The sequence below is a fragment of the Paenibacillus sp. FSL H8-0079 genome (assembly GCF_037991315.1).
GTDB lineage: Bacteria > Bacillota > Bacilli > Paenibacillales > Paenibacillaceae > Paenibacillus.
Map to the genome: position 1 here is coordinate 4,534,177 of NZ_CP150300.1, position 22,488 is coordinate 4,556,664.

Annotated in this window: 21 protein-coding genes and 1 other annotated feature; all 21 genes read right to left on the reverse strand. The window is 47.6% G+C overall.

Going from position 1 to position 22,488, the window contains the following annotated elements:
• Nucleotides 1–41: 41 nt before the first annotated feature.
• Nucleotides 42–398, reverse strand: coding sequence for a DUF5665 domain-containing protein (locus MHI06_RS20325; RefSeq protein WP_340398911.1), 357 nt, complete (start codon nt 396–398; stop codon nt 42–44).
• Nucleotides 399–563: 165 nt separating this feature from the next.
• Entirely contained in the window at nt 564–3,662 is a 3,099-nt protein-coding gene (gene ileS, locus MHI06_RS20330; protein WP_340398912.1) for an isoleucine--tRNA ligase, read from the reverse strand.
• A 424-nt stretch (nt 3,663–4,086) separates the two neighbouring features.
• Nucleotides 4,087–4,379: a binding site (T-box leader), on the reverse strand.
• Between the two features lie 57 nt (nt 4,380–4,436).
• Nucleotides 4,437–4,946, reverse strand: coding sequence for a DivIVA domain-containing protein (locus MHI06_RS20335; protein WP_017687316.1), 510 nt, complete (start codon nt 4,944–4,946; stop codon nt 4,437–4,439).
• A gap of 240 nt (nt 4,947–5,186) precedes the next feature.
• The gene (locus MHI06_RS20340) at nt 5,187–5,969 is read right to left on the reverse strand and encodes a YlmH/Sll1252 family protein (RefSeq protein WP_169481608.1); all 783 of its coding nucleotides are present in this window, start codon (nt 5,967–5,969) and stop codon (nt 5,187–5,189) included.
• A 16-nt stretch (nt 5,970–5,985) separates the two neighbouring features.
• A complete protein-coding gene (locus tag MHI06_RS20345; protein ID WP_017687314.1) occupies nt 5,986–6,255 on the reverse strand; it encodes a YggT family protein in 270 nt (89 codons plus the stop codon).
• 7 nt (nt 6,256–6,262) lie between these two features.
• A complete protein-coding gene (locus MHI06_RS20350) occupies nt 6,263–6,730 on the reverse strand; it encodes a cell division protein SepF (RefSeq protein ID WP_062835447.1) in 468 nt (155 codons plus the stop codon).
• Entirely contained in the window at nt 6,721–7,422 is a 702-nt protein-coding gene (locus MHI06_RS20355) for a YggS family pyridoxal phosphate-dependent enzyme (protein ID WP_169481610.1), read from the reverse strand. The genes MHI06_RS20350 and MHI06_RS20355 overlap by 10 nt, the downstream gene beginning before the upstream one ends.
• A 6-nt stretch (nt 7,423–7,428) precedes the next feature.
• Nucleotides 7,429–8,328: a peptidoglycan editing factor PgeF gene (gene pgeF / locus MHI06_RS20360; protein WP_340398913.1), complete on the reverse strand. Its 900-nt coding sequence runs from the start codon at nt 8,326–8,328 to the stop codon at nt 7,429–7,431.
• Between the two features lie 51 nt (nt 8,329–8,379).
• A complete protein-coding gene (locus tag MHI06_RS20365; protein WP_017687310.1) occupies nt 8,380–8,772 on the reverse strand; it encodes a YlmC/YmxH family sporulation protein in 393 nt (130 codons plus the stop codon).
• 174 nt (nt 8,773–8,946) lie between these two features.
• Nucleotides 8,947–9,729 carry an RNA polymerase sporulation sigma factor SigG gene (gene sigG, locus MHI06_RS20370; RefSeq protein ID WP_017687309.1) on the reverse strand — a complete coding sequence of 261 codons (783 nt, stop codon included), beginning with the start codon at nt 9,727–9,729 and terminating at the stop codon, nt 8,947–8,949.
• Between the two features lie 111 nt (nt 9,730–9,840).
• Complete coding sequence (gene sigE / locus MHI06_RS20375) at nt 9,841–10,563, reverse strand: RNA polymerase sporulation sigma factor SigE (protein ID WP_017687308.1); 723 nt, start codon at nt 10,561–10,563, stop codon at nt 9,841–9,843.
• 11 nt (nt 10,564–10,574) lie between these two features.
• Nucleotides 10,575–11,555, reverse strand: a complete 981-nt coding sequence (gene spoIIGA / locus MHI06_RS20380; protein WP_340402155.1) for a sigma-E processing peptidase SpoIIGA — start codon at nt 11,553–11,555, stop codon at nt 10,575–10,577.
• A 254-nt stretch (nt 11,556–11,809) separates the two neighbouring features.
• Nucleotides 11,810–12,925 carry a cell division protein FtsZ gene (ftsZ, locus tag MHI06_RS20385; RefSeq protein WP_017687306.1) on the reverse strand — a complete coding sequence of 372 codons (1,116 nt, stop codon included), beginning with the start codon at nt 12,923–12,925 and terminating at the stop codon, nt 11,810–11,812.
• A gap of 150 nt (nt 12,926–13,075) precedes the next feature.
• Nucleotides 13,076–14,356 (reverse strand): cell division protein FtsA, encoded by a 1,281-nt coding sequence (gene ftsA / locus MHI06_RS20390; RefSeq protein WP_169481612.1) that lies wholly within the window; start codon nt 14,354–14,356, stop codon nt 13,076–13,078.
• Nucleotides 14,357–14,649: 293 nt separating this feature from the next.
• Nucleotides 14,650–15,417: an FtsQ-type POTRA domain-containing protein gene (locus tag MHI06_RS20395; protein WP_340398914.1), complete on the reverse strand. Its 768-nt coding sequence runs from the start codon at nt 15,415–15,417 to the stop codon at nt 14,650–14,652.
• 58 nt (nt 15,418–15,475) lie between these two features.
• Entirely contained in the window at nt 15,476–16,759 is a 1,284-nt protein-coding gene (gene murA / locus MHI06_RS20400) for a UDP-N-acetylglucosamine 1-carboxyvinyltransferase (protein ID WP_145323170.1), read from the reverse strand.
• Between the two features lie 17 nt (nt 16,760–16,776).
• Nucleotides 16,777–17,682: a UDP-N-acetylmuramate dehydrogenase gene (gene murB, locus MHI06_RS20405; RefSeq protein WP_169481615.1), complete on the reverse strand. Its 906-nt coding sequence runs from the start codon at nt 17,680–17,682 to the stop codon at nt 16,777–16,779.
• 148 nt (nt 17,683–17,830) lie between these two features.
• On the reverse strand, nt 17,831–18,940 hold the full coding sequence (gene murG, locus MHI06_RS20410) for an undecaprenyldiphospho-muramoylpentapeptide beta-N-acetylglucosaminyltransferase (protein WP_340398915.1): 1,110 nt from the start codon (nt 18,938–18,940) through the stop codon (nt 17,831–17,833).
• Nucleotides 18,941–18,947: 7 nt separating this feature from the next.
• Nucleotides 18,948–20,045, reverse strand: coding sequence for a stage V sporulation protein E (spoVE, locus tag MHI06_RS20415; protein ID WP_340398916.1), 1,098 nt, complete (start codon nt 20,043–20,045; stop codon nt 18,948–18,950).
• Between the two features lie 48 nt (nt 20,046–20,093).
• Entirely contained in the window at nt 20,094–21,515 is a 1,422-nt protein-coding gene (murD, locus tag MHI06_RS20420; RefSeq protein WP_169481618.1) for a UDP-N-acetylmuramoyl-L-alanine--D-glutamate ligase, read from the reverse strand.
• 3 nt (nt 21,516–21,518) lie between these two features.
• The gene (mraY, locus tag MHI06_RS20425; RefSeq protein ID WP_169481619.1) at nt 21,519–22,487 is read right to left on the reverse strand and encodes a phospho-N-acetylmuramoyl-pentapeptide-transferase; all 969 of its coding nucleotides are present in this window, start codon (nt 22,485–22,487) and stop codon (nt 21,519–21,521) included.
• Between the last annotated feature and the right edge of the window lies 1 nt (nt 22,488).

A 22,488-nucleotide genomic window follows, 5' to 3' on the forward strand; every position in this document is an offset into this window, starting at 1 on the left:
TTGGATATCATTTGCTTCATTCGATTTTTTCGCTTAATCGCTTAGTAGGTGTTCATATCCAGCTGACGCTGCACAATGCGCACAATATCAGCGATGTAGTCTCCAACAATAGGAAGATTAAGCGCCCCAAGCAGCTGTAAAACATAAATGATCGTTGCTGCGAAAAAGGTAAACCCAATTGCGATCCCCACACCTCTTGCGGCTCCAGACAACAGGTTCAATCCGATTAATTTCCACGGCCTGTTCAGCAATTCCGTGTATTGCGCAATCCGGGAACGTTCCAGTTCATTCGCCAGACGGTTCGTCAGGGTATGTAACTCTTCGATTTTGTCATGTGAATTCAGTTCATCTGATGTTGATGGTGAATTGGATGTGGATTGCTTGTCATGTTCGCTCATGTTTTGGTCAGTTCCTTTGATCAATATAGATTGACTGCACTATAAAATCATTGCCTTTTTGCCTAAAAAACAAACGAGCCCAGAACCAGGGAATATGTCCCTGCCTCTGCGGCTCGTTTATTTTCACGCTATATTCTGTCAATGTTGAATATTACATACTTCGAATTACGCCTCGATGTAAATACCGATCGATTTGCCTCCAGCTTCAATGCGTTCCATAGACTCATTCGAGCCGAATGTAACTTCGGTTACGAGAACATTTTCACGCAACACATCATCAAACGCCTGAATAGCTTCCTGAAGGGATGCATCTACATCCAGCGTCAAACGTACTCTTTTCTCAATCGGCAAGTCCAGTCGTTTCCGGGTATCCTGCACAGCACGAACCACTTCACGGACCCAACCTTCCTGTTCCAATGCTGCCGTGATTTCGGTATTGAGTGCCACCGTCAGACCGTAACCTGATGCTGAGGCAAAGCCTGATTTGGCCTGTTTATCGACCAACAATTCTTCGCTCGTCACTTGCAGCTCTTCTCCTTCTGGAGAAACGATGTTCAGTACACCTTCCGAAACCACTTTACGCGTCTCATCGGCAGACATTCCCTTGAAGAAGTTTTGCAGGAACCCTACGCTTTTGCCGTATTTTTTACCTGCGACCTTCAGGTTCAGCTTCAATGTAAAGTCAACGAATTCCGCATCATTATGCTCGGTACGGATTCCTTTTACATTGATCTCTTCTTTGATGATCTCTTCGTAACTTGTCAGGTCAAATCCTTTATCCAGGGAAACGATCAATTCGGACAGCGGCTGACGTGTCTTGATGCCTGTTTCGTTACGAACGTTACGGGCAAGTTCGACCACGCGGCGAGCCGTCTCCATATCCTGTTCCAGTCCTGCATCAATCAGTGCTTCGTTAGCTAACGGATAGTCTTCCATGTGCACACTCTCACCTGTTGCAAGGTTCAGATAGATGTCTTCTGCCAGCATCGGTGTGAACGGAGCAACCAACTTCGCAGTAGTCACCAGTACCTCAGTCAATGTACGGTAAGCGTCCAATTTATCCTCTGTCAGGCCACTTCCCCAGAAACGGTCACGGGAACGACGGATATACCAGTTACTCAACTCATCAACAAAAGCTTCGATCGCTTTGGAAGAGTTCAAATAGTCGTTAACCAGCAACGCTTTTTCTACAACCAGGATCAGGCTGTTCAGTCTTGACAGAATCCAGCGATCCAGCTTGTGTGCGGACAGTTTGAACGGGTGCTCCTGTGGATCAAATCCATCAATGGTAGCATAAAGCGTCAGGAACGCGTGGGTGTTGACGAGCGTATCCACCATTTTAGATTTTGCTTCGCCGACGATGCCTTTGGAGAAACGTTTGCTGTTCCACGGTGCACTGTCAGACAACAAAGCCCAACGGAATGCATCAGTACCGTATTCTTCAATGACTTCCCAAGGATCGATAACGTTACCTTTGGATTTGGACATCTTCTGTCCGTTCTCGTCAAGAACGTGTCCTGTAGCCATAACCGCTTTGTAAGGCGCTTTGCCTGTCAAAAGGGTGGAAACTGCCAACAAGCTGTAGAACCAGCCACGTGTCTGGTCAATCCCTTCACAGATCATATCCGCAGGATACTGCTGTTCGAATACTTCTTTATTTTCAAATGGATAGTGCTGCTGGGCAAACGGCATGGAGCCGCTGTCGAACCAGACATCAATCACTTCCGGTGTACGTTTCATTTCATATTTGCCACAAGAGCTCATGACTTTAACGTCATCCACATAAGGTTTATGCAATTCAAGATTCTCAGGCACGTCGCCTACCGCACGGGCACGCAATTCTGCAATGCTGTGTGGAGCAAATTGTTCCCCAGTCTCCTCGCACACCCAGATGTTCAGCGGAGTTCCCCAATAGCGATCACGGCTGATATTCCAATCCACCAGATCCTCAAGGAATTTCCCGAAGCGACCTTCCCGAACATGACCCGGGAACCAATCCACTTCACTATTGTTAGCAATCAGTTGGTCCTTGATGGCTGTCGTTTGGATAAACCAGCTATCCATTGCATAGTACAGAAGCGGTGTATCACAACGCCAGCAGAATGGGTAGCTGTGCTCATATTTTTCTTTGCTGAACAAACGTCCATGCTCCGACAGATATCTCACGATATCAATATCACAATCCTTCACGAAACGTCCGGCAAAGTCAGTAACCTCAGCGACAAATTTGCCTTCCAGGTCCACCATGTTCACAAAGCTGATCCCATTCTCACGGCATACACGGTAGTCATCTTCACCGTGGGCAGGAGCCATGTGTACGATACCCGTACCACTTGCATCCGTTACAAAGCCTGCGCCCAAGATGATGTTGGCTTTCTCAGCCTGTACGTACTTGAATGGAGGATCATACGTTTTGCCAACAAGGTCAGCACCTTTCAGCGCACCAATGATCTCATACTCACCTTTGGCATCTTTCATCACTTTCTCAACCAGATTGGTTGCCATGATGTACACTTCGTTGTCTTGACGAACACGGGAGTAGTCCATCTCCGGATTCACGGCAAGTGCAACGTGCGAAGGCAATGTCCAAGGCGTTGTCGTCCAGGCGAGTACGAATTCTCCGCTGTCATTCAGTTTGAATTTCGCTGTAGCGCTCAAGTCTTTGACGTCTTTGTACCCTTGTGCAACTTCATGGGAACTCAGTGTCGTCTGACAAGATGGACAATACGGGCTCACACGATGACCACGATACAGCAATCCCTTCTCGTGGATCGTCGCCAGGATGTTCCATACACTCTCGATGTAATTGTTATCAAGGGTGATATATGGGTTATCCATATCCGTCCAATATCCGATACCTTCCGTCAGGTCACGCCATTGTTGCTCGTACTCGAATACGCTCGCTTTACATTCGTTAATGAATTTCTCCACGCCGTAATCTTCGATTTCCCACTTGTGGGAGATGCCGAGCTTCTTCTGCACACCCAGTTCTACAGGCAGACCATGTGTATCCCAGCCCGCTTTACGAACGACACGGTAACCCTTCATCGTGTTATACCGTCCAACGAAATCCTTGATTACGCGTCCCAGTACGTGACCGATATGCGGTTTACCGTTCGCTGTAGGCGGCCCTTCATAAAATACGAAGTTTGGCTTGCCCTCCCGGTTTTCGATGGATCTTTTGAATGTATTCTCCGTTTTCCATTTATCTAACACGCGTAATTCTCTGGCGCGTGCCTTCTCTTTGACGTCAACTCGTTGCATGATGATCAACTTTCCTTTCTTTGGTTAGATTGTGGACCGTCCACAAAAAGCGTTTCAATCCCCCTAAATCCCCCTTGCCAAGGGGGACCCCATAGGAGCTCCGCCCTCTGGACACCCGGGATGGGTTGTCGTTGGGGATCGGTGGTGCTTATGGGCGAAGGTTTATGTGCGTAGTGGCGGCCATTCTGCGGTTGTTCCCTGCGTGAACGCCGCATGGCCTTACCGCGAGGCGGGTGTTGCCGGGCGCTTCGCTCCCCCGGCGTGCGGCTCTCTTCTTGAGGACCCTTCGGGCCTCATGAACATTCGCCTTGGCGAAACCTAAGTGCCAGGTGCTCCGCTCTCCCGGCAGGTGTCTCTCTCCCTGAGGTCCCTTCGGGCCTCATGAACGTTAGCCTTTTTTGGACACAAAAAAGCCACGTCCCTGGAAAGGGACGAGGCTATACTCGCGTTACCACCCTAATTCTGTTCATCACAAACCACATCCAAGCAAGCCTGGGTATGCTCTGTCATCAACAGCGCTTATGCCCCACTATACTACCGCAGGGTGCCGTTATAACGTACGGCTTACGGTTCGGCTTACACACGGTAATCAAGATCACCGCTTCAGCGTCACTTCTCCGGGGAGATATTCGGCTATAACTCATCCATTGGTTTGCACCAACCACCAACTCTCTGAGGGATGAGATCATAACGTACTGAACCCGTCATGGAATCACTATTCATTATGAATATAGTTATAGCCTCTTTGCAGACAAAAGTCAACCAGGCGACAGACTAATAAATTTCTTTCATCTCCCGCTCACGGTCACGCACTTCCTGCTCCCGGCTCTCAAGCACTTCCCAACCATCCTGAGTCAACAGTTCAAGCTGCGCTTCAACAAGCGTGCGGAAACGGGCACGATAAATCGAGGCCTGCTTTTTCAGTTCTTCCACTTCCAAAGCAATTTTGCGAGATTTGCCCAACGATTCGTTCACGATCCGGTCTGCATTTTTCTCTGCTTCCTTCACGATCAACTGCGCTTCTTTCTTCGCATTACCCTTCACATCATCAGCAGCTTCCTGCGCAATGATGATCGTTTTGCTAAGCGTCTCTTCAATTGTGGAAAAATGATCCAGTTTCTCCTGAACGGACAGCAACTGATTGCTCAGCTCTTTGTTCTCGCGAATGACGCCTTCGTAATCTTTGATGACTTGATCCAGGAATTCATTGACTTCATCCTCGTCATACCCGCGCAAACGTCGGGAAAATTCCTTGTTGTGTATGTCCAGCGGCGTTAATGGCATGCTGTCCACCTCCTGTTAAAGTTCCTTCCCGTCCAGAGAAGGTTTGCAGCATATGGGTACCACCCAAGGGGCCGTATCGTTGATGACTAACCTTGGCAACGTATACGGAATGCAGGATCAGAATTGCATCCTCCAACGTTCATGTAAAGCTTTGACTTAATGTTTATCGGATACACCGCGTATTTTCTACACCTTTATGATAAACATTTCGACAAGAAAGCCAATTTTCCTGCAACAGACTCAGGCAAATTTGCCGATTTTCACTCGGCAACGCCCTTTTTTGGTCATCCCATCCTGTTCCATAACCTTGAAACGGCCAAATCCCTGAATCGATACAACATCACCCGCTTTTAGCGATTTGGAGGGATCTTCCTCAACTTTCCAGTTTACACGGCAGCGACCAGCTTTGATCGGCACCAGCACTTTACTGCGACTAAGCCGATACACATCTGCACAGATTCCATCCAAACGAAGCGAAGCGACCGTAATGTCCATCGTCTCCAGTTTGTTCTCTGACCAACGCATCTGATCCAAAGGAAGTAACTCCGTGAACACATGTAACCGATGCACCTGATTCAGTTGAAGCGATAAAAAAGCGCCGGTTTCCGCCGCCACCACTGTATGGCAACCGTCCTCCAGCACTTGGATATCCCCGATCTTTCCACGTTTCATCCCAAGCCCGAGCAGGGAACCCATATAGTCCCCATGCTCCAGCTCCGAGATTTTCTGATCATCAGACGTAATGCTCAGCACCTGCATACCCATATCCTCATCATCCAGATACATATAATCAGGTGCAACCAGCGCACGCTTGCGCTCAGCAGCCTCATAACCACCATCCAGACGAATCTGAACGTCATTACGACGATTGGCAAGAGTTTGTAAAATAAAAACCTGCCTTGGGTCAAGAAAGTCAGTTAGCTTCATGTCATGATACTTGCCTGCCTGCTCAACCCAGTCCGATGCTTTATCTACAAAATCCCGCTCATCATGGCTAAAATGTTCGTAAATTTCACCGCTCATCTATAGTCACCCTACCCTAATATGCAAAATACCGAAGTATGGAGATCAGCCCATTAAGCGCCAGTTGAAGAACAATCAGCGCCACAATCGGGGAAATATCCAGCACCCCGAACAAAGGCGGTATAAATCGACGAAACGGACTTAGGTATGGTTCCACTAATTTGCCTAGCCATTCACCGATAAAGCTCTCCCGTGCATTGGGAAGCCATGACATCAATATGTAGACGATGACCATGTAAAAGTAAATTTGATATGCAAAACCCAAAATATTAACTAACGACTCCAAAAACGGCTCACCTCATTCTGTTATAATCTTGCTCGCTGTCAGCCAGTATTTCCGTAATTGATCCCTGAATTTCAACCGTATCTGGCGTGCAGAGAAAAATGTTTCCGCCGATTTTGGAAATACCGCCACCCAATGCGTATACCGTGCCACTCAAAAAATCAATAACGCGCAGCGCTTGGTCCTGACGTATTCGTTGCAAGTTCACCACAACGGTACGATGCGAACGCAGATGGTCGGCAATCTCCTGAGCCTCGTCGTAAGAACGCGGTTCATACAGGACAACTTTAACATTTTTCTGGGAATGAATGCTCACCACATTATTCCCCCTTTGGTTTCTACGTTTATCGAGACTGGAAGTTTCAGCTTCCTGCTGTTCAGGTTCATTTTCCTCCTGCGCAGCCATCCGTTCACGTTCCACAATCTCTTCCTCTTCCTGAAGTCCGAGGAAATTCATAAATTTATTCATTACGCCCATCGTGAACCCTCCTCTTTTCCTACGAGAATCGATCCCAGTCGTACCCAGGTTGCACCTTCTTCAATGGCCACTTCAAAATCATTGGACATCCCCATCGACAGTTCAGTCAACGGTTCTGCTGTAAGGGCTTGTCCATTCAATTGATCTCTCAGCTCACGCAATCCACGAAATACGGGACGCGTCAGCTCCGGATTTTCCTCATGAGGTGCCATGGTCATCAGGCCGACGACCTTGAGATTGTTGAACGAACGAATATCACGCAAAAATGAACTTGCCTGTTCCGGTTGTAAGCCATACTTGCTCTCTTCACCCGAAATATTCACCTGCAAAAACGTTTCCACTTGTATGCCAAGTGAAGCTGCTTTCTTATCCAACTCCTTCGCCAATGACAAACGATCCAGTGAATGTATGTAACGAAACTTGCCAATCACGTCTTTCACCTTGTTCGTCTGCAAATGACCGATAAAATGCCAGGTACCCTGCTGACCAAAAGCTTCCCATTTGGCCTGTGCATCCTGCCACCGGTTTTCTCCAATATGCTCAAGACCATGATTCAGCACCGATCCCGTTGTTTCAAGTGAGACATACTTCGTGACCGCAATCACATTCACATCATCACGTTGACGGTTACTGCGCCGACATGCATCCTCGATCTTCTGATTCACCTGTTGTATACGCTCCTCCAAAGACACAGAGGGTCACCTCTCTTCCAGCCCAATCCAGCTCGCCATCCGCCCTGTAACACCATTTTCTTTCCGGTAGGAGAAAAAGAGTTCGGGATGACAACTTGTACACCATGTTGTACATTCGATATGATCCGGCATTATTCCTGCTTTCATCATAATGTGTCGATTACATTCTTTCAAGTTTAACATCGTTTTACCGTTATTCACGGCTCGATATGCTTGTTTAGAAGCAGAATCCTTGTATTTATCATTAACCGGAGAATCATCAAACCAAACTCGTACATGCTGCATAACCGCCTCATCTACTTCATAACAGCAATCCCCAATGGACGGACCGATGGCAGCACGAATATCCTGTCTACGGCTTCCATACTCCCGTTCCATCGTCTCCACCATGGATACGGCTATACCCGCGACTGTACCTTTCCAGCCAGCATGAGCAAGACCTACAGCCTGCTGCACAGGGTCATAGAAATAAAGCGGAACACAGTCGGCATAGAAAGAAGTCAGCAGCACCCCAGGCACATTCGTGACCAATCCATCTGTATCCTGCAATGCAGATGGACGATCAAATAATCCCCTGCTCCGATCTTCAGTTGTAATTACAGCTACATGTTTGCCGTGCACCTGCTCTCCACAGGTCCATGCTTCTGCTGCAAATCCAAGCTTCTCGGTTACAAGCCTGCGGTTGTTAAGTACATCTTCAGGATCATCCCCCACGTGATAAGCACAATTGAGCGTAGCATAGGGAACATTTCCGACTCCACCATGTCTTGTCGTGAACCCGACATTCAACTTTTCAAACTGCTGTCTCCAAGGCTCAACATATAATAATAACGGGTCAGAACCGAAATCTGAGTTAGGATTCTCTGTCCGTTCACGTAATTCCTTATTCAATACAAAGGGTTCCATTATCTCACCTCACCACTTCCAGTGTACCAAATGAGCCACATTCTGTCTCATTTATATCGTTCGACGCTGATTACGTTCCGAACGTTCGATGCGTTCCACACGTTCTGTGCGGTTATGTTGCTGTTCATCATACAGACGCGCTTCCCGATCACGCTCGTCATACGTGTTCTCCTTTACTTCATCCATCTTCACCAGAATCACATCTGAACCAATCTTCACAATATTTCTCCAGGGAATGACCAAGTCCGTTCCCCCTCCAAAGAGACCCATGAAACGGCTGTACCCTGGTACAACAATCGCTTCAATTCGTCCCTGCTTCAGATCAAGCTCCAGGTCACTGATCTGACCTAGACGTTTGCCATCCGTAATGTTAATAACATCCTTTGTCTGAAAGTCCGAGATTTTCATACCTCGTGCCGCTACTTCGCTCGTATTTACTTTCATTCAATTCCGCCCCCTGTTATTCCTCATCTGTCCGTTCCTCACGCTTCTATACAATATATGTTTCAGGGGCGAAAAATGTCCTGTTTTTCATCGAATGTAGAAATCGCCAAAAACAAAAAGACGACCAACGGTATACACTGCCCCGATTGATCGTCCTCCTGCTCTTGCATCGTGTTACGACTTTACATGTTTTTGCATCTGCTGTATCGCTGATTTCTCCAGACGTGATACCTGAGCCTGGGAAATGCCAATTTCATCAGCCACTTCCATCTGGGTTTTCCCTTCGAAAAACCGCATCGACAGAATCATTTTTTCCCGCTGACCAAGACGATGCATCGCTTCCCGAAGCGCAATTTCCTCGATCCACGACACATCCTTGTTTCTGTCATCGCTGATCTGATCCATAACATAGATCGGATCTCCACCATCATGATAGATCGGTTCGAAGAGCGAGACCGGGTCCTGAATGGCGTCCAATGCAAAAACAACATCTTCCTTCGGCACATTCAGTACTTCCGCAATTTCGAATATCGTCGGTTCCCGAGAGTTTTTATTCGTCAGGCTGTCACGGACCTGAAGTGCTTTGTAAGCAATGTCCCTCAAGGAGCGAGATACCCGAATCGGGTTATTATCACGCAGGTATCGACGGATTTCACCGATAATCATCGGCACCGCGTAGGTTGAAAATTTGACATTCTGGGATAAATCAAAATTATCAATGGCTTTCATCAGGCCGATGCAACCAACCTGGAACAGATCATCGACAAACTCCCCCCGATTGTTAAAACGCTGAATGACACTGAGTACCAGACGCAGGTTGCCATTCACTAATTTCTCTCTTGCTGAGCGATCATGGTGTTGCTGAAGGGAATGAAACAATTCCCGCATTTCAGTGTTGGTGAGGACAGGCAATTTTGCGGTGTCCACGCCACAAATCTCGACTTTGTTTCGGGTCATCGTGATTTACCTCCCAAGGAGAAACATTAATGTACATTATCTCCGGGGCAGGCTTTTTTATTCGTACTTGGCATCCTTGCCAGTAATACCCATTCTGACCGGCGATGTATTTCAGACCATTTTATTGAACTCCTTACGGAGTCTTTTAATGATTCTTTTTTCGAGTCGAGAGATGTAGGATTGGGAGATTCCAAGTAGATCCGCTACATCTTTTTGAGTCTTTTCTTCCCCATCCGTCAAGCCAAAACGAAGCTCCATAATCATTCGCTCGCGCTCCGTTAATTTTTCCAGTGCCTTGTGTAAAAGCTTCCGGTCTACTTGCTCTTCAATATTCCGATAGATTGTATCGTTTTCTGTACCCAATACATCGGATAATAATAGTTCATTTCCATCCCAATCAATGTTGAGCGGTTCATCAAAAGAAACTTCAGTTCGGATCTTACTATTGCGTCGTAGGTACATCAAAATTTCATTTTCGATACAACGTGAAGCATAGGTTGCCAGTTTGATTTTCTTTTCCGGGTCAAATGTATTGACTGCCTTAATCAATCCGATCGCTCCAATGGATACCAAATCTTCAATATTGATTCCTGTATTCTCAAATTTACGTGCGATGTATACCACCAGACGAAGGTTACGCTCAATGAGCATCGCACGAATGGCCGAGTCTCCCGAGGATAATTTTTGCAGCAAAAATTCTTCCTCTTCCCGTGTCAATGGCGGCGGAAGTGCCTCGCTTCCCCCAATATAATAAATCTCTTCACTTTTGAGCCCCAACAAAAATAACAGACGGTAATATTGCAGCTGCGCCACCAGTTTCCATTTTACAAGCATGTACGTTCCTCCTATACCACATTCAGCGGCTTTTCTGTTGCTCCCGCAGAGAGAGCCGTAGACTGCGCAGAAGCAGCGTCTTGCACAAGTTCAGGATGAATCACGGCCTGGTATTTCCCATCCGACGACAAAACACCTCCATCCAGCCCAATTAATACCCTTGTCGTCTCATAACATGTTTCCTCCATCGTCACCTTCACCCGGTCCGGCTTCATCGCCAGCATAAACGCAGTCCCTTTGTTAATGCCCCGATAGGGCACAAGCCGCAGTCGATCCTGCCACTGAAAACTTTCCTGATCAAGCTCCATAATAAGGTTGTCCGGCGCCTCGTCCTTGAGTCTTCCCTTCCATGAAGCCGGCAGCATGTCTTGCCATAACGAAACCTCCATCACCATGACCGGCATGCGCGATAAGGGATCGGTGAGTTGATTGCCCGTATCCAGAAGGCCTGTACAAGAAATGACTACCTCATCGATGCAGACCTCAACTTTACCCAAATAGGTCGTCATGCGATCCGTTTTCCGTTTCGAACTCTGCACAGCTTTGAATAATAACAGGACGGCAAAAAATACAATAAACGTGAACCAGAAGGCAATCTTCAGATCAAATGACATCCCGCCAGAAGCCGTGAACCAAATGCCGTTAAACAGCTCTCCGGAGCTCTGAAGCATGTAATGCACACCCAGAATACCTCCGGCAGCGACAAAATTAATCACATAGAAGGTACCGAGCGTCCTCGCAAAAGCCTGCAGACCCTTAAAACCAAAAGCAATAATAAGCATGACCAGCGAGAATCCGAACTTGATCAAAAAGGTGAACATAAAATCAAACTCCGGTACAAACATCATGACCACGTATAATGCGCCCACAATGGCTGATAGCAACCATCTCCACCAGACCAGTTTTGTTTTGCGCATCCAAGCGGTCAGTCCGATGAGTGCGCCGTCAATACAAAGGTTCGTCAAAAAAATAAGATCCACATACACAACCAAACTCTTCACCTACCTGCAACCAACATATCGAAATAGTGGTATTCCGATATTCTTGAGCATATTCACAAGTATACGGAGCCCCCTGTTCAAAGTCTGTCTAATCATGGGGGTGTGTTTCCAACTTTTTTTGTCGGAATTACTCAGGCCCGTTGTTCAGAATTTGTTCAATGCTGTATGTTATGATATCTAAAAAAACAGAAAAAACCCGGCCACTCCATCAGGAGCACCGGGTTTTCGATAAATCGATATGCGTATTAATCGTTGTTATTATTGCGTGAACGATTGCGTAAAAATGTCGGAATGTCCAGCTGATCATTGCTCGGCTGATTTCCGAATGGACGCAGGTTCGGCGAACGCGTATCCGTCGTCTCCGCTGTTGCTGGAGCTGGTTTACGTCCTGGTGGTGGTGGTGCAGGTTTATCTTCAAAACCAGTTGCAATAACCGTAACCTTAATTTCTTCTTTGAGGTCTTCGTCAATGATGGCACCAAAGATCATATTCACTTCCGGGTCGGAAGCAGACGTTACGATCTCTGCCGCTTCGTTCACTTCATACAGGGACAGATTAACGCCCCCCGTAATGTTCATGATTACGCCGCGAGCACCTTCAATAGAAGTTTCAAGCAACGGACTCATAATGGCTTTCCGTGCTGCTTCTGCGGCACGATTCTCACCAGTTGATTCACCAATTCCCATAAGGGCAGAACCACGTTCATGCATAATCGTTTTGACGTCAGCAAAGTCAAGGTTGATCAGACCCGGTACAGCGATCAAATCAGAGATACCTTGTACAGCTTGACGAAGTACGTTATCCGCTTGACGGAATGCTTCAAGCATAGGTGTCTTTTTGTCTACGATTTCGAGCAAACGATCATTAGGAATCACGATCAGTGTGTCGACTTTTTCTTTGAGCGCTTCAATACCTTGCTCTGCATGGCTGGAACGCTTGCGTCCTTCAAATGTAAATGGACGAGTTACGACACCAACTGTTAGTGCACCACACTCTTTAGCGATTTCGGCAATAACCGGAGCCGCACCTGTACCTGTACCTCCGCCCATACCGGCCGTAACAAATACCATGTCTGCACCTTTCAACGTGTTCATGATCAAATCGCGGGACTCTTCCGCTGCTTTTTTACCTACATCCGGGTTGGCGCCAGCGCCAAGACCACGAGTCAATTTATCACCGATTTGCAATTTATGCTCGGATTTCGCCAGGTGTAACGCCTGAGCATCCGTATTTACCGTAATAAATTCAACACCTTGTACACCATTTTCAATCATACGGTTGACTGCATTGCTTCCGCCGCCGCCTACACCGATGACTTTAATCTGAGCCAAGCTCTCCATCTCGAAATCAAATTCCAACATATTATTCCATCTCCCCCTCAATGTGCATGGATGGCCCGTCCAATTTTTGATTTGAACCGAATCAATTTCATATATCGACGAACGAAAGCGTTTATTTTAGTACCGGCGCATTCAGACGGCTTCAAGAATGTATGAAATGGATCCAACCTGTTATATAAATTCACTGAACATATTCTTCAGCCGTTCGAACAGACCGGGTTTTTGCTCCGATTCCTGTGCCGTATTAGGCTTCGGACGGTTGGTCGGTTTCTTGTTGTTATTATTATTGTTATTTCCACCGCCGTTGTTGGTCGAGGGACGAATGCGCAAACTGCGAATCACACTGTGCAATATGCCGACTCCGCTTGTGAAACCAGGGTCACGCACACCAATATAATCCGGAACTGCAACTCGTACCGAAGCAGCAAGCTCATGCTGAGCCACCTGCAGAACCCCTGGCATAGAGACCGTACCCCCCGTTAGTATATAACCTCCAGGAAGCTCGTTGTAACCAAGGCGCTTCACTTCTTGAGAGATCATCTGGAATATTTCCTGAACCCGAGGTTCAATAATAGCCGCCAGATCCTCCTGTGAAAACTCCTTGTCTACATTACTGCCGATTCGGGTTACTTTGAACATCACATCCGCAGCAGCATCATCCAACCAGGCGCAGCCATATTTCAGTTTCACTTTCTCCGCTTGATCCGTTAACGTGCGTAAGCCATAGGCGATATCATTCGTTACAAACTCCCCGCCAATAGGCAACGTTGATGTTGCGACAAGACTGTCTTCTTCAAAAATGGCGATGGTTGTTGCACCTGCTCCAATATCAACAAGCACGGAACCCATCGTTTTTTCATCTTTGGACAAAGCCAGTTGACCCGCTCCAAGCGACATGAGAACCAGATCGCTTACTTTCAGACCCGCTTTTTCCACGCAGCGCAAAAGATTATGTATCGCGGTTTTTGCACCCGTAATGATCGTCGCTTCAACTTCCAGACGAACACCAATCATACCACGGGGGTCCTGTATGCCCTCCAAGCCATCTACAACATATTGCTTGGCGACAACATCAATAATTTCCCGTTCCGGCGGAACTGCAATCACTTCGGCTGCCTTCAACACCCGCTCCATGTCTTCTTCTCCGATTTCACGATCCTCGTTAGACACAGCCACGACGCCGTGACTGCTCATCAGTCCGATATGATTTCCCGAGATTCCAACATACACTTCGGATATTTGAATACCTACCATACGTTCTGCATGATCCACTGCGTTGCGAATCGACTGCACCGTCTGATCGATATCTACGATTACACCTTTGCGAATTCCCTCCGAGTCGGCAGATCCAACTCCTATAATATTAAAGGTTCCATTATTCATTTCCCCAATAATAGCGCGAATTTTGGATGTACCGATGTCCAAACTAACAATGATGTCATTGTTGCTCAAGTCTGTGGCACCTCCTGACTCCAATAGTAAAATACGTTCGGATTTAAACACTCTTAAAACATATTCAACACACTTCAGGCTTTCCCTCTTTTTTCTACAATGTTTTTGGGTGTCAAAATCTGGTTGTGAGACATAAAACCTTGAAGAAAAAAGAAGGAGGCAACTCATGTGCCATAAGTTCAAGTGTATCATTTTTTCTTCTTCTCAGAAAGAACAAGTTTCATTGCTCTGACGGGGCCAAACCCCGACCCGCCTAGGCTTTCATATTAAGTTCAGCCTCATAATGGCAAAGATCAGGGGGTTGCTCCCGGTTCAGCCTCATCTTCCGGGTCATCCGGAATGAAAGGTACATAGGTATCTGCTTCAAGCATAGTGATTTTCCCAGGCCGTTCAGTCTCAATCACCTGATTCAGATACTCCACTTTATCCGATAAAAGTGAGACGGTTGTAATCACTTCAAACTGTGATTTGGTATATATCCGAATCTGATCCGGAAATGAAGGCGTAGGATTCGGAATAATCTCCGAAATATCCGTCGTCAATTCGTTTGGAATTTTAGCCAGCGTCTCGCTTAGCTCGGCTTTGAGCGGATCATCCGCCTTCCATTGGGTCAATATGGGCTTCTCTACAGCAACACCGATCGTTGCCGGGACCGTCAAGCTTGTCCCGCTGGCCAGTATCGCTTTTAGCGTACCATCAGAACCAAGTTCATACGCAACCGTGGCATATTCCTCAACTTTGATATGAATAATACCTGGGAATTGCTTGTCCACGGTAACGGTTGAAATCGCCTTGATACTCTTGAGACGCTCAATAACCTCGGCAGCAGTTGTCCCAAAAAATTGATCGCCTTCTCTCAGACCGCTTTTTTCCAGCAGTTCTGAAGTCGCTGTATATACATTACCCGTAATTTCAATTGCCGAAATCCGACTCATGGAAGAACGAAAGAATAATACAGCGAGCAATACAATAAAAAGTAATAATAGAATAATTACAATTTTGCGGCTTGTGTTTCCTTTTGGCCGATTCTTCTTCAGAACCGGAATTTGACTTTTAGGCATAAGTAGCGCTCCACAAAGCCTCAGGTCCCCTCCCTTCAAGAAGGGGACGCCAAGGACGTTAATTGGCAAAATCCAACTGTTTCGAAACGGGCGACTGTCGCTCAACCGATGCTCCAAGACTCTGGAATAACTTCTCGATCTGATCGTATCCCCGGTCAATATGATGCACTTGCTCCACAACCGTTTTGCCTTGAGCAGCCAGACCTGCAATAACCAGAGCTGCACCTGCACGAAGATCGGTTGCTTCTACTGTTGCCCCGTATAGACGGGGAACACCACGGATAAATGCTGCGTTCAGATCGACTGAAATATCAGCCCCCATCACATTCAGCTCATCCACATGTTTGAACCGGCCCTCGAATACCGTTTCCTTCATCACACTGAATCCGTCTGCCAGACTGAGCAGCACCATGATTTGCGATTGCAGATCTGTCGGAAACGAAGGATACGGAGAAGTCACAATACGGTCTACTGATTTTGGACGGCTCATACAGCTCACCGTCATTATATCATTGCAGACTGTGATTTGAACACCAGTGCGCTTCAACACATGTATAAGTGAAGTAAGATGAGCCGGATTGCAGTGTGTAAGCGTAACATTGCCTCGTGTTGCGGCGGCTGCAATCATCACGGTTCCAGCAACGATTCGATCCGGTATAATTTCATACGAACAAGGCTTCAGTTTCTCAACGCCATTAATCGTGATCGTATCCGTTCCTGCACCAATGATGCTTGCACCCATAGCATTCAAGAAGTGCTGCAGATCCTGTATTTCAGGTTCTCTTGCGGCGTTGCATATGGTTGTCGTGCCTTTCGCCATAACGGCTGCCATCATGATATTCTCGGTCGCTCCCACACTCGGGAAATCCAAATGAATATCTGTACCCACCAGATTCTTCCCATGACAGATAATCTGTTGGTCCTGCTCCTCAATCAAAGCTCCGAGCGCTTCCAGGCCCCGGAGGTGAAGATCAATTTTGCGTTCTCCAATGGCACAGCCCCCTGGCTGGTACACTGACACTTGCCCAAACTTAGCCAGCAATGGTCCCATCAAAAAAATGGAAGAGCGCATCTGCTTCATTAGATCTTCTGGCACATCATATGACCGGATAGACGAGGTGTTAATCGTCACTGTTCCCTGTTCATGCCGACACGTGCATCCAAGCCGTTCCAGGATATACAGCATCACTTCAATGTCCAGCAAGTGTGGAACGTTATGCAGTGTAACTTCTCCATCTGCCAACAAACTTGCGGCCATAATCGGTAAAGCGGCATTTTTTGCTCCATGGATGCGTATGGATCCTGAGAGGGGTTTCCCGCCTTCAATCACCAATTTGTCCAATGTATCACCTCCGGGGTTTACCGCTCACCCACTACGAAGACTTCCGGTACCAGGTTAATACCGTTTTGAGATGATATAGTGCTCTGAATCTGCTGCATTAGGGTGATAACGTCCTCTGCTGTTGCTTGCCCTGTATTGACAATGAAATTGGCATGCATGGTGGATACCTGTGCGCCTCCCTGAGTCAACCCTTTCAGCCCTGCTGCTTCAATCAGACGGGCTGCATGATCACCCGGGGGGTTCCGGAACACGCTGCCTGCACATGCCATCTGCAGTGGCTGTGTGCGGCGCCGGCGATCTTTGTAAGCCGCCATGGCTTCCGAAATGACTTTGCGCTCTCCCTGCTGAAGTTCGAATGTAGCTTCCAGCACGATGCCTCTCCGGTCATGCAGAACAGAGTGGCGGTAGGCAAAATCCATGTCCTCCTTGCTGTAACGTACCAATTCCCCTGTCTCCAGTACAATCTCAGCGAATTTGAATATCCGTGACACATCCGATCCATGAGCACCTGCGTTCATGTATACGGCTCCACCGACCGTGCCGGGGATACCGCTGCCGAATTCCAGACCGGTCCATTCCTTTTTGGCAGCAACCACACTGAGTTTAACAAAAGAATGCGCCGCTCCGGCGGTTACGCCGCCTTCGTGAAACTCGGCATAATCAAAGCCTTCGCCCGGTTTCACAACAACACCACGTATTCCTTTGTCTGACACCAGCATGTTTGAACCCCGTCCAAGTTGCATCCACGGAATCTGATGCTTGTGAAGCAATTGAACGAGATGTATCATCTGCTCTTTATTCTCCGGAATGACCAGTGCATCTGCAGGACCGCCGATCTTCCATGTGGTGTATTTGGCTAGCGATTCGTTTTCAAGAACTCTGCCAACATTATGCTGGGACAGTATCGATATCCACTGGTGCATGTGTGCATCCTCCTTTGCTTCAAACCGATGAACACGATATGTTCTGTTGCTACAGAACGTGTTCTGGCGCCATGGAACGATGGTCACGATTTATACGGTATCTTATGTCAGTCCCGTCTTGTGTGTGACAATCGCCCACAAACGCACTTTATCGGCGTGCAGCAAGACGCTGAATTTCACGCACAAGCACTTCAGCTGCATCCGGTTTCCCCAGTTTCCGGGAGGCTTCAGCCATTCGTTTTCGTCCAATTTCATCATTCATAATCCCGGCGATGGCTTCATACAGTACTTTGCCTGTAAGATCCTTCTCCAGCATCGTGAGCGACGCACCTCCACCTTCAAGCTTGCGTGCATTGGCTTCCTGATGATTGTTGGTCACGTTAGGTGACGGAATCAGGATCGAAGGAATACCCAGTGATGTAATCTCCGCAAGGAATGATGCTCCAGCGCGGTTTACAATCAAGGATGTGCAAGCAAGTACCTCAGGCATATTATGCACGTAAGGCAGAACATGCAGGTGATTTGGCATTGTACCCAATGAACTGCGGATGGCTTCACGCGTTTCATCAAAATAGGTATCCCCTGTCACGTAAACCACATGTACATCATCCAGCTGTTCCAGCATTGGAGCCATGTCCACCATGGCTTTATTGATTGCTTTTGCTCCACGACTGCCACCGACCACAAGAACAACACGGCTGTTCATCGGGACACCTAACGTGGCAAAACCACGATCACGGCTAGCCTGAGCTACCGTAGTCGCTCGCGGATTACCGGTGTAGATCACCTTTTTCGCACCCGAAAACGATTTTTCAAGACCTTCAAAGCTAACCGCAACCGTGTCCACATAACGCATCAAAAATTTGTTAGTTAGACCCGGAATGGCGTTCTGTTCATGAATTATACTCGGAATCCCCAGTTTTGTTGCTGCATACACCACAGGTCCACACACATATCCACCCGTACCAATCACAACATCCGGTTTGAATTCCTTCAGCATTTTTTTGGACTTGCGTACACCTTGGATGAAACGCATGACCGTTTTCAGGTTGTCGATGGACAATTTGCGCCGAAAACCGGTAATATCAATGGATTTAAAAGGAATATTTTCCTGGGGGACCAGTTTGCTTTCCAGCCCTCTGGTTCCGCCAATATATAGAAATGTCGAGTCCGGGTTCTCCGCCTCGCATTGTCTTGCTATGGCAACGGCCGGATAGATATGTCCACCCGTACCGCCACCGCTAAGAACGACTCGCATCGCATAGTCACCTCGCATAACGGGATAAGTTCACTAAAATGCCCAGTGCTGTGAGCATGAGGGTTAATGATGATCCGCCGTAACTGATCAGAGGTAAGGTAATACCCGTGACTGGCATCATTCCAATGACAACACCAATGTTAATAATGACCTGTACGGCGACCATACCTACGATACCAACACCAAGCAGGCTGCCGAAGGCATCCGGGACGGTCATGGCTACACGCATTCCTCTCCACACCAGCACCAGAAACAACAATAATACAATCATTCCACCTATAAAGCCGAGTTCTTCGGCCAAAATACTAAAAATAAAGTCCGTTTGCGGTTCAGGTACATAACTGTACTTCTGCCGGCTCATACCCAGTCCCAAACCCGCCAGCCCACCTGGACCAATCGCGTATAACGATTGAATGATCTGATAACCGGCACCCAGCGGATCGGACCATGGGTCCAAAAACGCTGTGATACGCTGCAACCGATAGGGGGCTGCTGCGATCAACGCTGCAAATCCGGCTACGCCGCCAAGAGCAAGCAAGCTTAGATGTTTCATTCGTGCTCCGGCTGTAAAAATAATAAGCATCGATGCGCCCATCATCACGGTGCCTGTCCCCAAATCAGGTTGCAGCATAATAATACCAAAAGCCAACCCGATCAATCCCAGCGGTGGCAGAAGCCCCGTTGTAAAGGTTTTGATTTTGCCTGGCTCCTTGCTCAGCCAGTGAGCAAGAAACAGAATCATGCCCAGCTTCATGAATTCTGAGGGCTGGATACCGAACGAACCTATACCCAGCCAACTACGTGCGCCGCCGCGAACCACTCCGATGCCAGGAATGAGCACCGCAATGAGCATAATAAAACAGGCAATCAATATTGGCTTGGCATATTTCCTCCACACCCGGTAGTCTACATTAGCAGTTACGAACATGGCCACAAGCCCAAGCACCGCAAACAGGGCCTGTCTTTTTACAAAATAAAATGAATCGCCATAATCATGAAAGGCAAGCACCGAGCCCGCGCTATATACCATTATGATGCCGATGGCAAGCAATGCCAAAATACAAGTCAGCAACCAAATATCTGGTGCCGGTCGCGTCTGTTTCATCAGGAGGCCACCCCTTGCATGGAAGTAGGGGCTTTTCCACCCCCCTACTTACAAGTTATGCGCCGCCTCTTTAAAAATGCGTCCCCGCTCTTCATAGGAAGCAAACATATCCCAACTTGCACATGCCGGGGATAACAAAACGACATCACCAGCAGTGGCAAGTTTCGATGCTTCCTGCACAGCAACGGTTAACGTCCGGGCAGCGTCCTCCTCATTATCGACGACCTTAATTTGCTTTAATCCGGCAAGTTCCGCGACCTTGGCAATTTTTGTCCGTGTCTCTCCAATTGCAACGACAGCTTTTACCCGTTCTTGGAACAAAGGTAACAATTCCATCATGTCTGATCCACGATCCAGCCCTCCGGCAATTAACACGACCGGTTCCTTGAATGAATTCAGGGCCATGACCGTAGCCTTCGAATTGGTCGCTTTGGAGTTGTTGTAGTATGCAGATCCATTATGCTCTAGAACATATTCAAGTCGGTGTTCAACTCCCTTGAAGTCTGCAAGCGGAACAGCCAGCACCGCAGGATCAGCTCCTGCCGCTACGGCGATAGCCACAGCAGCCAGTGCATTTTCCACATTGAATCGCCCAGGAAGGCCAATATCCTCAATGTCGATAATGATGTGCAGATTTCCGTTTTCATCCGCGTAGATAACCTGACGCTTCACATCATCCTCTTCTCCATCCACATAAGGAGGATCTGCATACACACCTGTATCCAATTTTTCTGTCACTGAGAAAGGAAGCAATCTGCCTTTGATGTAAGGAACCAGACCACGACATACCGCATCATCCCAATTCAGGATGGCTACGTCATCAGGCTGCTGATTGGCGAACAGTTTAGCTTTGGAAGCCACATAATCATCCATACCCCCATGATAGTCCAGATGCGTCTCTGCAACGTTAAGCAAGCTGGCGATACGCGGACGGAAATCAGCCGTTCCTTTGAGTTGGAAACTGCTAAGCTCGACAACCATCCAGTGTTCTGGAGAAGCTTGCTCTGCCGCTTCACAGAGTGGTGTTCCAATATTACCGGCAACGATCGGCTTGAGACCGGCATGTTCCAACATTTTACCCACCCAAGTGGTCGTTGTTGTTTTCCCGTTGGAGCCTGTAATACCAATCATGGGTGCAGCACATAGATGATAAGCGACCTCAACCTCTGTCACCACTTCAATGCCTAATGCCAAAGCTTGCTGCACAGGAGCAGCATGGTATGGGATACCCGGGTTTTTAACGACCAGCTTCACATCACTGTGAATCAGATCATCCGGATGTCCTCCGCATACAACAGAAATTCCCAAAGCCTCCAATTCGGAAGCTTCGGGACACTGTTCTCTCTCTTTTTTATCATTCACTGTAACCTTCGCTCCGGCACGGTCCAGTACTTTGGCGACTTGTACGCCGCTTTTGGCCAATCCGAGCACGACGACTTGTTGTCCGCGATATGATTCAGGATGGTTCATGATCTACAACCCCTTGTTGAGATAAAGTCCAAGAGCGGCCAAAATTGCGCCTACCGCCCAAAAAGTAATAACAACCCGCCATTCTGACCAACCACTTAATTCAAAGTGATGGTGAATAGGGCTCATTTTGAATACACGTTTGCCGCGAGTCTTGAATGATACCACTTGAATAATAACAGACAGAATCTCGATGACAAAAATACCGCCAATAATGACAAATAGAAGCTCTGTTTTGGTTACAATCGCTACCGCACCAATCGCACCGCCAATACCTAGAGAACCTGTGTCTCCCATAAACACTTTGGCCGGATGCGCGTTATATACCAAGAAACCGAGCACAGCTCCGATCATGGCAGCTGCAGCTACAGCTGCTGGCATCGACGTGGCTTGCATCGCCACAATGGCAAACGCCCCAAAGGCAATGGCACTTACCCCGGACAGCAAACCATCCAAACCATCGGTAAAGTTAACCGCATTGGTAATGGCAAGCATCATGAATACGACAAACGGATAATAGAACCATCCGGTCCAGTCGAACGAGAATGACGTACCCGGAATAGAGATGGCTGTGCTGTGCCCATTCTGGATCAGCAAGAAACACATCACTGCACTGAAGAACAATTGTCCCAGCATTTTTTGTCTGGCCGTGAGTCCCAGTGAGCGTTTGAACACAATTTTGATGTAATCATCCAGGAAACCAATCAACCCGAATCCCAGCGTAGCCACGAGCAAGACATAAAAGTCTGTATTCTTGACTGCTGAAAATTTTAAAAAGGCCAATGTGAACGCAACTAAAATGACGACGCCACCCATTGTAGGTGTTCCGCTTTTTTTCAAATGGCTCTGAGGCCCATCTTCCCTAACCTGCTGTCCGAATTTCATGCGTCGTAACAGCGGAATCAGGAGCGGTGCAGCAATCACCGCCAGAATAAATGAAACGCCGATTGTTAACAGTAATACCTGAAAATCCATG

What these genes read in the sequence shown, in the direction of transcription:
- MHI06_RS20325 (WP_340398911.1), bottom strand. Translation starts at nt 398, where the DNA reads ATGAGCGAACATGACAAGCAATCCACATCCAATTCACCATCAACATCA.
- ileS (WP_340398912.1), bottom strand. Translation starts at nt 3,662, where the DNA reads ATGCAACGAGTTGACGTCAAAGAGAAGGCACGCGCCAGAGAATTACGC.
- MHI06_RS20335 (WP_017687316.1), bottom strand. Translation starts at nt 4,946, where the DNA reads ATGCCATTAACGCCGCTGGACATACACAACAAGGAATTTTCCCGACGT.
- MHI06_RS20340 (WP_169481608.1), bottom strand. Translation starts at nt 5,969, where the DNA reads ATGAGCGGTGAAATTTACGAACATTTTAGCCATGATGAGCGGGATTTT.
- MHI06_RS20350 (WP_062835447.1), bottom strand. Translation starts at nt 6,730, where the DNA reads ATGGGCGTAATGAATAAATTTATGAATTTCCTCGGACTTCAGGAAGAG.
- pgeF (WP_340398913.1), bottom strand. Translation starts at nt 8,328, where the DNA reads ATGGAACCCTTTGTATTGAATAAGGAATTACGTGAACGGACAGAGAAT.
- MHI06_RS20365 (WP_017687310.1), bottom strand. Translation starts at nt 8,772, where the DNA reads ATGAAAGTAAATACGAGCGAAGTAGCGGCACGAGGTATGAAAATCTCG.
- sigG (WP_017687309.1), bottom strand. Translation starts at nt 9,729, where the DNA reads ATGACCCGAAACAAAGTCGAGATTTGTGGCGTGGACACCGCAAAATTG.
- sigE (WP_017687308.1), bottom strand. Translation starts at nt 10,563, where the DNA reads ATGCTTGTAAAATGGAAACTGGTGGCGCAGCTGCAATATTACCGTCTG.
- ftsZ (WP_017687306.1), bottom strand. Translation starts at nt 12,925, where the DNA reads ATGTTGGAATTTGATTTCGAGATGGAGAGCTTGGCTCAGATTAAAGTC.
- MHI06_RS20395 (WP_340398914.1), bottom strand. Translation starts at nt 15,417, where the DNA reads ATGCCTAAAAGTCAAATTCCGGTTCTGAAGAAGAATCGGCCAAAAGGA.
- murB (WP_169481615.1), bottom strand. Translation starts at nt 17,682, where the DNA reads ATGCACCAGTGGATATCGATACTGTCCCAGCATAATGTTGGCAGAGTT.
- murG (WP_340398915.1), bottom strand. Translation starts at nt 18,940, where the DNA reads ATGCGAGTCGTTCTTAGCGGTGGCGGTACGGGTGGACATATCTATCCG.
- spoVE (WP_340398916.1), bottom strand. Translation starts at nt 20,045, where the DNA reads ATGAAACAGACGCGACCGGCACCAGATATTTGGTTGCTGACTTGTATT.
- murD (WP_169481618.1), bottom strand. Translation starts at nt 21,515, where the DNA reads ATGAACCATCCTGAATCATATCGCGGACAACAAGTCGTCGTGCTCGGA.
- mraY (WP_169481619.1), bottom strand. Translation starts at nt 22,487, where the DNA reads ATGGATTTTCAGGTATTACTGTTAACAATCGGCGTTTCATTTATTCTG.